At 27.2% G+C, this 13482-nt stretch carries 12 protein-coding genes; all 12 read left to right on the forward strand.

Annotated elements, in window-relative coordinates; all coding sequences use genetic code 4:
* Positions 1–434, forward strand: a 434-nt coding sequence (locus AB668_RS02695; protein ID WP_152908038.1) for a BspA family leucine-rich repeat surface protein, incomplete at its 5' end; no start/stop codon positions are given.
* A gap of 44 nt (positions 435–478) precedes the next feature.
* Positions 479–1039, forward strand: coding sequence for a hypothetical protein (locus tag AB668_RS02700; protein ID WP_050517510.1), 561 nt, complete (start codon positions 479–481; stop codon positions 1037–1039).
* A 47-nt stretch (positions 1040–1086) separates the two neighbouring features.
* Positions 1087–2097: a hypothetical protein gene (locus AB668_RS02705; RefSeq protein ID WP_050517511.1), complete on the forward strand. Its 1011-nt coding sequence runs from the start codon at positions 1087–1089 to the stop codon at positions 2095–2097.
* 60 nt (positions 2098–2157) lie between these two features.
* Positions 2158–3012 carry a DnaJ domain-containing protein gene (locus tag AB668_RS02710; protein ID WP_050517512.1) on the forward strand — a complete coding sequence of 285 codons (855 nt, stop codon included), beginning with the start codon at positions 2158–2160 and terminating at the stop codon, positions 3010–3012.
* 18 nt (positions 3013–3030) lie between these two features.
* Positions 3031–3588, forward strand: coding sequence for a BspA family leucine-rich repeat surface protein (locus tag AB668_RS02715; protein ID WP_050517513.1), 558 nt, complete (start codon positions 3031–3033; stop codon positions 3586–3588).
* 67 nt (positions 3589–3655) lie between these two features.
* Entirely contained in the window at positions 3656–4465 is an 810-nt protein-coding gene (locus tag AB668_RS02720) for a BspA family leucine-rich repeat surface protein (protein ID WP_050517514.1), read from the forward strand.
* Positions 4466–4534: 69 nt separating this feature from the next.
* Positions 4535–6124, forward strand: a complete 1590-nt coding sequence (locus AB668_RS02725) for a hypothetical protein (protein ID WP_050517515.1) — start codon at positions 4535–4537, stop codon at positions 6122–6124.
* 55 nt (positions 6125–6179) lie between these two features.
* Positions 6180–6974, forward strand: coding sequence for a BspA family leucine-rich repeat surface protein (locus AB668_RS02730; protein ID WP_050517516.1), 795 nt, complete (start codon positions 6180–6182; stop codon positions 6972–6974).
* A gap of 232 nt (positions 6975–7206) precedes the next feature.
* On the forward strand, positions 7207–11160 hold the full coding sequence (locus tag AB668_RS02735; RefSeq protein ID WP_050517517.1) for a hypothetical protein: 3954 nt from the start codon (positions 7207–7209) through the stop codon (positions 11158–11160).
* A gap of 83 nt (positions 11161–11243) precedes the next feature.
* Positions 11244–12032, forward strand: coding sequence for a BspA family leucine-rich repeat surface protein (locus tag AB668_RS02740; protein ID WP_050517518.1), 789 nt, complete (start codon positions 11244–11246; stop codon positions 12030–12032).
* 58 nt (positions 12033–12090) lie between these two features.
* On the forward strand, positions 12091–12852 hold the full coding sequence (locus AB668_RS02745) for a BspA family leucine-rich repeat surface protein (RefSeq protein ID WP_050517519.1): 762 nt from the start codon (positions 12091–12093) through the stop codon (positions 12850–12852).
* A 259-nt stretch (positions 12853–13111) separates the two neighbouring features.
* Positions 13112–13482, forward strand: a 371-nt coding sequence (locus AB668_RS02750; RefSeq protein ID WP_152908039.1) for a hypothetical protein, incomplete at its 3' end; no start/stop codon positions are given.

Consider the following 13482-nt stretch of genomic DNA (forward strand, 5'->3'; position numbering starts at 1 on the left):
CAAAATACAACTCAGATTTCACCGAATGCTTAGAAATCGGTTGATTTACAAATGAAGACGGTGTAGTTGAAATTCAATCTTTTCATTATAAGACTAAAAAAGTACCTAGTGAACTACCTAAGCACATTACAAGCTTGAAATTTGCTTTTTGAAAGAACATAAATACAAAAATACAAGGTATCGAAAACTGAGACACTTCAAAAGTAACTGATATGAGTTTTATGTTTTACAATGCTAAAAGATTCAATACAAATATCTCTAATTTTAACACTTCAAAAGTAACTGATATGAGTTTCATGTTTAGTCGAGCAGAAAGTTTTAATCAGAACATATCAAATTGAGATACATCAAAAGTTATTTACTTTTGTGACTTTGTAACTAACTCAAACCCCAACTGAAAAGATACCCACAAACCAAAATTCAATCAAACATAGAGTTATATACCTTATATACCTACCAATTAGAAAGGACACAAAATATGAAAAAAATACTTTCATTTCTTTCATTTCTTTCAATTTCTATAACCCCCAGTTTATCAGTCACTTCTTGTATTCCAATAATTTCAGATAATCCAAACATTAGTGATTTATATTCATTTGATTTAGATTTTTCAAATCCTGAAAAATATGGTGGTTGAGAAAAAATAAAACAAAACTATGAACAAGAAATAACAAAACAGGAACAACAATTAAAAGATTTAGAACAACAAATAAAAGATGATAAAGAAACATCAAAAGAACTAAAAGACTTTTTAAACCAAACCACTGTATATATGACTGAAATGCAAATATCAGTATGAAAATGTATTGTTTCAGAAGCAAAATTCAACTTAAACAACAAAACAAAAAAATACAAAACTAAACTAGAAAAACAGCTTCAAGAAACAATAAATTTTATTAATAATTGAAAATTTATGAAACCTGAAGATTTATCTGAAGAAGAAAAGTTAATGTCAAAACCTGATGTTGAAATATGAACTAGAATTCAATCAACATTAAAAACTAAATTAGAGTATTTCAAATCATTAGATAAAAACTAATAAGTTATATACCTTATATAACTTATATAACGCTTAGAAAGGACTTTATGGCCAAAGTAAAGAAATCTCAAATTCTATCTCTTATAGGTGCTTGTTTAGCTGTTCCAGCTGTTATTGTTGTTCCAACAGTGCTTGTCTTAAAAAGTAAAGATGAACCAAAACAACCAACTCCACCAACACCACCAAATCCAGATGAAACCAACGATGATAAAAAACCTGATAGTGAAGTTGTTCCAACTCCAGATATACAACCTTCACCTCAACCTGAAGTTGAACCTCAACCTACAGAAGACACAAACCAAATCAGAATTGAGGTTTTAAACCTTTTAAACCAAAAATTTGAAGAAAGATTAAATATCATTATTGATGTTATTAATACATTAAGTACTCAAAAAGATAAAAATGAAGAAACAAAACACAAAATAGAACTAGAAAAACAAAAACTTCAAAGAGATATTGATAACTTAAAAGCTTTTACAAACCAAGATGATTCTAGTTTTACATTAATAACAGATCAACTACAACACCAAATAACGAGTTATCAAAATCTAGTAGACAAACATAATCAAGAAGTTTGAAAACTCCAAGATGATATACATAAATATCTACAAAATCGTTTTAAGTTAGAAAAACAATTCAATGATAATACAACTAAACTTAATTCTTTAAAACAAAACTTTGAACAACTAGAAACTTCACTTACCAAACTTAAAAACGAAAAAAACGATTTAATTAAACAACTTCAACAAGATCAATCAACTCAACAAACAATTTTAGACAAACTTGAAAAACAATTAGAAGAATTAAGACGTGAAGAAGCAAATTTAACTAATGTAATTGATCAAAGAAACAAACAAATTTCTGCTCTAAATACTCAAATATCTGACCAAATCAAACAAATAAACCAACAAGAACAAGATATTAAATCAAAACAAGCTGAAAAACAACGTTTAGAAAATGCTTTAGTAACTCAAGCAGAAACTAAAAAGCAAAGATTAACTAACATTAAAAATCTTATTAGAGATATTTTAAGACTTGAAAATAAATTATCTACTTAAAAATAACAAGTTATATAACTTATATACCTAATACCCACAAACCAGAAAGGACAAACAATTATGAACAACACCAGACAACAAGAAACAAAACAAGATGGAAAAGAACGATATTTATTATGAAGAAGCTTTTTTACAATTATTTCTTTAAAAACTTTAATTTCATCATTACTTTCAATATCATTAATTCTTATCTATTATTTCAAAGATAAACAAATCAATGTTTTAATAACTATTTTTAGTTCCTTATTTATTATCTTGTTTATTTCATTATTTACAATATCAATTATCTTTTATTTCAAACAAGAAAACATATTAAATAAATACATCACTTTTTATGATAAAAAAGAAATCAAAAAAGAAGTTAAAGAAACTATTTTAAACAATAAAAGAATGAAAAGATCAAAAAAACTTCAAAGAAACAAAGAAATAAGTGAACAACTTCAACAATCTAAACGTGATAAATTAGAACGAATAAAACAAGAAAAACAATTAGAATTAGAAGAACACAAATTTAATTTACAAAACCAAAGAGATTGAGAACAACTAAATTTAGAACACGATCAATTCTTACAAGAAATCAAGAAAAAACGTCAATTGTTAGAACAAGATGTTGAATTTATAAATGATTTAAATCAATCACAAACTTCACCTGAAAGAAATAGTTTTGCTATTTCAATTCCTAACCTAGCTCAACAATTAAAACAATCAACTGATGATGAATTCTATAACATACTTGGTGTTCCAAAAAACGCAAGCTTTGAAGAAATCAAAATTGCTTATAAGAAAAAAGCAAAAGAATTCCATCCTGATTTAAATAAAAATTCAGACTCATCAAAACAAATGAGTCTAATAAATGAAGCATTCAAAAACATAAAAAAAGATAAACAAAATGAACTATCAAAAGATAACAAATAATCAGAAAGGACATAAACTATGAACACCCAAAAACCTTACAAAAAAGCAATCCACAACTCAGATTTCACAGAATGTCTAGAAATAGGTTATTTCACAAAACCAAACGGTGAAGTTCAAATAGAACAATTCCCTGTAACTGTCAAAAAAGTACCTAACATTCTCCCACCATTAATCACAAATTTAAAAAAAGCTTTTTGAGGTAATAAAAATACAAAAATACAAGGTATTGAAAACTGAAATACTGAAAATATAACAAATATGAGTCAAATGTTTGAATGAGCAAAGATTTTCAACCAAGATATCTCCTCTTGAGATATATCTAATGTAACTAAAATGTGTTATATGTTTGCTGAAACACATAACTTCAACCAAAACATCTCATCTTGAGATACTTCTCAAGTAACTGATATGAGATATATGTTTAATGGAGCTAAAAACTTTAATCAAAATATATCTAACTGAAATGTTTCACAAGTGTTGCTTTATACAAGTTTTGCTCTCAAAGCACCTTACTTAACTAAAGAAAACATCCCACCAAAATTTAGAAGACGTAAAAACACAAACAAAATTACATAAAGTTATATAACCTTACACAATTTTATATAACTCTATATAACTAAATACTTAGAAAGGAAAGATAACTATGATAGAACCTATTATAAAAGAACCAATTTATAATGAAGATTTGACAGAATGTCTTGAAATTGGATATTTTACAAATGATAAAGGTGAAATTCAAATAGAACAATTCCCACCAACCATCAAAAAAGTTCCAAGTGTTCTCCCTAAAGAAATCACAAGTCTTTTTGGTGCTTTTGAAAATAACAAAAACCCCAAAATTGATGGTATCCAACATTGAGATACCTCAAACATTACAAATATGAGTGGTATGTTTTGTTTTGCTACAATATTTGATCAAGATATCTCATCTTGAGATGTTTCTAAAGTAACTGACATGAGTGGTATGTTTTATTATAATTTTTGGTTCAACCAACCTTTAAACAATTGAAACACTTCAAATGTAACTAATATGCATTCTATGTTTAAACACACGCATAGATTCAACCAACCTATTGGTAGTTGAGATACATCAAATGTAACAAATATGGGTTCAATGTTTGCTAAAGCTTCTGAATTCAACCAAGATATATCAAGATGAAATACTTCTAAAGTTACAAATATGAGTTTTATGTTCAATAAAGCAATAAGCTTTAATAAAAACATTTCAACCAAAATGATTATAAAACCGGATGATTCATCTTATACTGCTTGAGATGTATCAAATGTAGAATATATGTATGCTATATTTGACAATGCTTTAGAATTTGACCAAAACATATCTAACTGAGATGTTAAAAATGTAAAATATGCTGCAAGATTTAGATGAATGGCTCCACATTTAACAGATGAAAAAGTTCCATTTAAGTTTAAATTCAAATTACAATCACCCTAACTTAGAATAAGTAAAATGTTATATACCTTATATACCTTATATACAAATAATTAGAAAGGATTTATATAAATGAAGAAATTATTACTTTTTTTCTCAACTTTAACGATAATTTCAACACCTTTAGTATCCTCTTTTAAGTCTGTTGATAATATAATTAATTTATCTAGTTCAAATACTGAAGAACTTTTAAACAACTTAAGACCAACTGAACTAGAAATAGCAAATGAACTAGAAAAAACTCATAACCAACGAGCAAAGGTTTTAAATGATAAAAAAGAACAAATTCAAAAAGAACTAAATTCTCAACAAGAAATAATTGCAAAATTACAAAATGAACTACAAACAAAACGAGATGAATTGAATCAATTAATTGAAGGAACCAATTCAACTTCAGATGAACTAAATGCTCAAAAACAACAACTAGTTAAACAACTAAAAGATTTAATTAATCAACAAAACCAACTTTCAATTATTATCATCAATCAAAACAAACAAATAAAAGAATTAATTGACCACAACTCAACAATTAATGAAGAAGTACTTGCTCAAAAACAAGAAATACACAAACAAACAAGTTCAATTAATACTTTAAATAGAGAAAAAGACAACTTACTTAAAACTAGCAAAGAACATATCAACCAACTTAATCAAACTTTAAACAAGTTAAAAAACAACGTTGATCAATTAAATTCAAATATAAACACCTTAAAATCCAAAGTTGACAACCTAAAAATTCAATCAAATAATTTAGAACAACAACTCCAACAAGTTGAACAAACTCAACAAACAAATAATCAAACCATAGTTTCTAATAAAACCAAACTTGAAGAACTTGACAATCAAAATCAAATTATTCAACAACAAGTAGATGTAACTGGACTTAATCAACTTAAAAACGAAGAAAAAGCACTTCAAAATGCTAAAGAACAGCTAGAAAAATTAAAAGCAAATTCATTCGTTCGTTATCAAATTTATTCATCAAACAAACTTGAAGAATTTATTGGTTATAATAAAAATTATTATGATAGTTTTTTTAACAATTTTTATCAAAATGTTAATTTCAGACCACCATTTTTTGAATTTAATAGTAATAACTATACAAACATACAAAGAAACATAGAAATCTCAATAAACTTAAAATCATTTGGTGTTTTTTCTCAAAAAGAACTGAAAGAAAAATATGAAAACTTTGACATAAGTGTTTCTCTTGGTCTACAGGCTGGTTTTTGAGATATAGGTAGTGGTAGTGATCATCTTGCAAACAGTAACAGTAATTTTAATCGCTCTTTTAACCCAGATCCTTTTAAATTCAAAATTTTAGGATATAATATTGACTCAAAATTAATCAAAACAGATGATATTGTTGAAAATCAATGAGTTTTATGAAGTGAAATTAAAAGTCAATGGCCAAACCAATGACCTTTTGCAAAAATAAAACTAGATTATAAAATCCATTTTGATGGTGTTTTAATGAAAATTCAATTCAAAACAACATCAAGTTTTTACTACCACAACAGTTGAGAATCTCAACCATTTACTTTTGTTTATTTCGATCCTTTTTCTGTTTACTTTAAAATGAAAAAAGAATTCATCAACGATCAAATCAAGCAAATCAAAAATGAAAATATCAATGCTATAATTAATAAATACAAACAATAAACTTGAAAAACTAAAAACCACATACACCCACAAATCAGAAAGGACAATTCAAATTATGAACAAAAAAACCTTAACAATTCTATTATCAACTTTAGGTGGTCTTTCAATTGCTGGAGCAGTTGGTGGAGTTGTTGCTTACAAAATGATAAACAAAAATAACATCCCTGACCCACAATTCACCCGTGAACACTTAGAATACGTTGACAAAATCATTAGAGAAAACAACCTTTCACTTGACTTGTTTAAATTAGATTCTGATGGATCAATTAAGCTAAAACCAGTTTTTACAATTCAAAAATCTGAATACATAAATGATGAACAAGGTAAACCTGTTGAATGTATAAAAATTGGTTTTTCTTTAATGAATGACAAATCTATTCAAATTGAACAATTCCCTGAAACTGTTTCTAAAGTTCCACCAGTTCTCCCTAAAGAAATAACCTCACTTGTTTTAGCTTTTAAAAATAACATAAACACTGAAATTGATGGTATCCAGCACTGAAACACCTCAAACATAATGAGTACGACCAGTATGTTTGAAAATGCTGAAAACTTCAACCAACCCATAGGAAACTGAAACACCACAAACATAATTAATATGAATCACATGTTTTTTGAAGCCAAAAACTTTGACCAAGACATTTCTTCATGAAATACTTCTAAAGTAATTAATATGACCGCTATGTTTTATGGTGCTTCTAACTTCAACCAAGATATCTCTAATTGAGATGTATCAAAACTTATAAGAAAAATTATAATTTATGGCCAAAAATTTACCGGATGAGATCATTTTAATGAAAATGCCCACTCACAATTCACAGGAGATAAACTTCCAAAATTCCCTAAATAATAATTACCAACTCTCAACTTGTGAGAGTTTTTCTTTTATTCAAATCCCACACAAACTTAAACCATTTTGATATAATTAATATTAGAAAAAAACAAACACAAAAAATGAATATGACAACTATCGGGTGAATTTACTTGATAGATTTTTAACGTTCATAGCAAATATCAAGATTTACCTAACCATTTGGTGTGAAAATAAACAAACATTTACACAAATAGAAAAGGTGAATCCTATGAAACATTTAAAAACAATTTCCTTATTTTCAACCCTATCAACTCCATTGATAGCAAATACACTTGTTGCTAAAAACAACATTGAAATAAACAACCTCAAATTTCAAAAACAAAATTTAACTTCGACTCCATCAACTTTAGATGAAAATGTTGACCCAAAAAATGTTAAACCCCTAAACATTCAATACATTAATCAAAAAATATTCAACAACATTGGTAATTTTTACACCTATGAAAAATACTTGCAAGATTTAGATAAATGAAATACAAAAACACCTGATCCAACACTTAACTTTAAAGATTTTACAATTGAAACTCCTAATAGAAGTAATTCACACCTAAACTATGAACCTAGAGATATCATATTTGACCCCACTACACCAGTTACTCAAAAACTAACTTCTATAAAAATTACTGACTATGCAAAATCTTGAGAAGATTTCAAACAAAAATACCCTACTTTAAAATTTAACTTCAATTTTGAACAAAATCTTTTAATAAAGTCAACAATTTTTCCTACTTTATTTCGATCAGGTTCCCCACCAACAATGCCACAAATTTCATCAATACTAAGAAATACAACATCTTGGTATAAATCTAATAACTCAGAAAAAGGATTAAAAAATATATCATTCAATTTAAATAATCTTGATTTAAAACAAGAATTTAATACCCTAGAACTAAAAGAAAAAAATAAAAAATTGTCATCAAATATATTTTTAAAATTAGAAAACAATAACCTTAACATATATTTAGAACAAGATAAACTTGATTTTTTACAAAATTTATTTATTTCCCGTGATCAAGAATTTAAACTAGTTGCGTCATATTCATGATGGGAATATTTTCTAAATGTCAATATCCTAAACTACCTAACCTCAACTGTAATTGAACCTATCAGTATAACTTCAGAATTTGCTGATAAAGATGAAGTTAACCAAATCAACAGGAATTTAAGTTCATTAAAAGAAATTGATATGACAAATCAAGACACTCACTCTGACATATCAAACAACACAATTACAAACACAAATGATGAAACTCCTACAAAATATAGAGGTAAAACCAATAGAAAATATATTGAAGAACAAGTTAAAAAACTAATTAAAGAAAAATTCACTGTTAATAATGTTGATTTATGAACAACTAAATACTCACACAAAATGAAATATGATATTGAATTTCAACCAACTGCTCAAAGAGTAAAAATCTTTTTCAAAGATTTAAATCCTGAAACTGAACCTTATGCTGATCGCTTTTTAAACCAAATTCCAATCAATGTTAAATTATCTTTCCATCGTATTTTCTTTCAAAAACAAATCCAAAACAGAATCACAATTACTCCATCTCTAATTCTTGACCCTAAAACAAACCAATTGGTCACAGATCAACCTGAAGTAGAAGTAATTAGAGAAAAAGGACAAACAACAGGACAAATTTTCTGATACCACAACACTGTTAGACTTGAATTTAGAGCAATTGATCACACTGAACAACTACTTGTTGATTCAAAACCAACTGAAGTTTATAACAATGTTTATGTTAAAACCTTAGTTGACAAGCGTTTTTTAAAATCTGAAGACAACACAACTCAGGCAAAATCAATTGATGATATCAAAAAAGGTTTAATCTGAAATGTTGCTGTCAACCAAAAAGCTGAAAAGACCCCAATTGATATTAAAATTGGTATTAGATCAATTTCACCAAACCTTTCATTCAAATGAAAAGGTTGAGATCCTGTTCAAGACCCAACTAAACCTGAACAATATCATCAATGAAAACTTACTAATAATTTCAAAGATGAAAACAAAAAAGACAACTTACTTTATGATCCATCAATTGACAAAAACACTGGAACTAGAAAAGAAATCATATGAGTAAGTTCTCCATCAAGAGTTAACAATTTTTATCAAGACCCATACGATAAAAATGACAATTTAAACCAAGTTGGAAAACTTGCTAACTTTGGTTATATTGCTGAAGCTAGTGTTGCAAACTCTGGAGCAAGTTATATGTTTGATAAAAATGAACCTACAGATTTTAATGAAATACAATCTGCTGTTCAAGACTTAAACAAATCAATTGGTGAAATTAAACTTACAAAATATAGTGATAACTTCACCAATCCATTTTCTATACCTAACACAAACCAAAACAGTGCTTTACAAGCTTTTGCTGTTTCTCAACCTGGAATTTATCACTACAACATCCCAATCAAAGATTATGTTGCTCAAAAAGATACATTCACTCCAACTAAAATCCAAAAAGAAAACATCACTTCAGTTGAAGGTTCAAGTTTACATAAATACTTAATCATCAACAACAGTAGAGAAAAATACCAAAGTTTTTTACAAAACTATAATCAAATTCTTAACAACAATACTTCAAACAAACCAATTCCAAGAATCCAAAGTTTTTGATCATCTCCTGCTGGTCAACACTTAAAAGCATTTTTACTTCATAATCAATTAATCACTGATAAAGATCAACTTGAACCTCTTGTTAAAAGAGATGGTGATAAATTAGTTGCAATTGAACCTAAATACAGTTATGAACAAATAGTTTCACTATGAAATTACTATGTTTCATCTGTTAAACAAGGAACTATTGTTTTACCACATGGTGTTGCTAGAACTAAACCTCTTTTTGATATCAAATTTAATAGCATTAAAATCGCTGCTGAAAACAAAATTGACGCAATAACTCAAATTAAAAAAGAAGCTTTAGATCAAATTCAAAAACAAACAAACAATAATTCAATTACTGTAAATGATTTTGAACTAGTTGAAACTGGTATCAATTGAAATAGGTTTTTAGATATCAAAACAGATAATCAAGATGTTTTTGTTACATTCAAAGCAAATCCAACTAGTGTTTATTTATCTGATATTTCACTAAGTGTTCGTGTGTTAAACTCAACAAACTTTAAAGGTAAAATAAACAATTTAAGTGAAATGAATTTTAGTAACTTAAACTTTAACTTCAAAGATTTTGTCAAGAAAAATGATGAAACAGACCAAGCACAACAAGAAAGATTTGTAAACAACTACATTACTCAACACATTTTAAAAACAATTAATAATCATAGACAAAATAATAAAGAAACAGTTAAACAAAATGTTGATTATGAGATTTATATAAATGACCACAAAATAACTCAGTTCACTTACACTTTTGGTTTTGAAAACCAACAAGTAATTGATAATCTGGTTAAAGAATTCTTTGAAAATGTTAAAACTAAACACTTTACTCAACTATCAATAGAAATTAAATCAACTGAAACAACTTTCAAATTAAAAGGTTCTAATGCTTATTTAATAACTCATAGTTCAAATGCTAACATAGCTCCAGAATCACCTGCTCCTTTCAATTGACCTGAAGAACAAAACACACCAAGTAATAACTCAAACCCAGAAATATTAAAATACTTTGATTTATTGCTTTCAAAATTATCAGATTGAATTGGTGATTTTTCTAAATGAACTATAAAAGATTTTGAACAAGAAGTTATAAACAACATTACTAAACAATTAACTGAACAATCTAAAAAACCTGTTGAATTAAATAAAGACTTTATAATTCTTATAAATGATGGAATTTATAGTCAAAGAGTTATTGAAGACTTCTTTAAATCTAAAGGTAAATTAAAAATAACAATTCAAGCAATTATTGAACCAATCAATAGAGAAAAAGTTCTTATCAACTCTAGAGATATTTTCTTACATAACACTTTAGATGGAAAAACTCCTGAACAAGTGACACCAACAACTCCTGATTCATCTGATAGCAATAATAACAATGAAAATAACTCAGACAACCCATCAAATCAAGACAAACCAAACCAAGGTAGAAAAAACACTAAAACAATTCTTGCTATTGTTGGTGGAGCAATTTTTGCTATTGGTCTAGGTTTTGCTGGAATTGTTAGATGAAGATCAAGAAAACTATCATAACCTATTAAAAAGTTATATAAGGTATGTATCTTATATAACTTATATACCTTATTTACAAATAAACAGAAAGAACTTATTTATAAATGAAAAAAATATTATCTACACTTTCAATACTAGCATTATCATCAACAGCAACTTTTGGTGTTGTTTCTTGTAATTTTAATTTACATTTAAAAAATCCACCTCAAAAACCTCACCAAAATTTCACCCGTGAACACTTAGAATACGTTGACAAAATCATTAGAGAAAACAACCTTTCACCTGACTTATTCGGATTAAAAGGTAAATTTGAACATGTTTTTAAAATTCAAGAATCAGAATATATTAATGATGAACAAGGTAGACCTGTTGAATGTATAAAAATTGGTTTTTCTTTAATGAATGACAAATCTATTCAAATTGAACAATTCCCTGAAACTGTTTCTAAAGTTCCACCAGTTCTCCCTAAAGAAATCACTTCTCTTTGATTAGCATTTAAAGACAACATAAATACTGAAATTGATGGAATCCAACATTGAGATACATCAAACATAACCTATATGTATTCTATGTTTCGACACGCTACCAACTTCAATCAACCTATAGGAAACTGAATCACTTCTAAAGTAACTAATATGAATAGTATGTTTTTTGGTGCTAAAAACTTCAATCAATACATAGGAGATTGAGATACTTCAAATGTAACTAATATGACTGGAATGTTTGCTTATACTACAAACTTCAATCAAGATATATCAACAAAAAAAGTAAAAGTTGGAGATAAAGAATACACCGGTTGAGATACTTCGAAGGTTAGATACTTTGGAAATTTTTCATTAGACTCAAACCCTAAATGAAAAAACACTCATAAACCAAAATTCAATCAATCATAGAGTTATATAAGTTATATACCTTATATAACATATATACCCCAGAAAGGACTTACTAACTATGAACAATCAAATCATTTACAAACAAGGAACATATAATGAAGATTTCACCGAATGTCTAGAAATTGGATATTTTACAAATGATAAAGGAGAAGTTCAAATAGAACAATTCCCACCAACCATCAAAAAAGTACCTAGTGAATTACCAAAATTCATTACAAGTCTAGAGGGTGCTTTTATGGATAACAAAAACACCAAAATTGATGGTATCCAACACTGAGATACCTCAAATATAAAATACTTAAGTGGTTTATTTGCTTGAGCAAAATCATTTAACCAACCCCTAAATAACTGAAACACTTCAAAAGTAATTGATATGTCTGGTGTCTTTCGAGGTGCAAATTCTTTCAACCAACCCTTAAACAGTTGAGATACTTCAAATGTAACAGATATGAATGCTATGTTTTATGACGCTTATTTATTTGATCAAGATATTTCTAACTGAGATACATCTAAAGTTAAAAAAATGTGAGGTATGTTCTCTTATGCTCATTCTTTCAACCAACCTCTAAATAAATGAGATGTATCTAAAGTAACTGATATGGAACTTATGTTTGAAAATGCAAAATCTTTCAATCAACCCCTAAACAGTTGAGATACTTCTAATGTTAAAAATATGGATATTATGTTTAAAAAAGCAAAATCTTTCAATCAAGACATCTCAAGTTGAGATGTATCTAATGTCAAATATTTTAAATATTTTGAACAAGACTCAAACCCTAAATGAAAAGCTGAACACAAACCCAAATTCAATCAAACATAGAGTTATATACCTTATATAACATACATACCTTATATACCTATTACAATTTAAGCAACACTGAAAAACTCTCAACCTATGAGAGTTTTTCTTTTATTCAAATCCCAGATTTCTTTTATTCAACCTGAACTTTTCACAATTTTGTAACTAGTTATTAATAATGAAGTGTAAACCCTTTATTTAAAGGGTTTTTATTTTGAAAAAACACTAGATTTTTACTTTAAATAGTGATATAATGTAACTAGTAAAAGGAGATAAAAAAATGGCTTTTAAACCTGTAAAAATTCCATCAAAAGATATTGTATTTAGTAGAAGAAAAAACTGTACTTATGTGTACTATACAACCAAGAAAATTTTTAATAAAGAAAAGGGATATAGTGAGAACGAAAGAGCGTGCATAGGTATTGTTTCTGATAAAAAAGAAACAATGATGATACCAAACGAAAACTATGTTACCTACTTTGGAGATTTCGGTATTTCACTTGAAGAAAACGATAGTCAATTTTCAAGGGTTTTATCATTTGGTGCGAGATTGGTTGTTGACAAAATATTAGAAAAGTTAAACGTAAGCTCAATACTAAACAAAGTTTTTAAAGAAAAAACTGATTTAATAAAATCTTTAATTTGTTATTT

The organism is Mycoplasma sp. HU2014 (assembly GCF_001199495.1).
GTDB lineage: Bacteria > Bacillota_I > Bacilli_A > Mycoplasmatales > Mycoplasmataceae > Mycoplasma.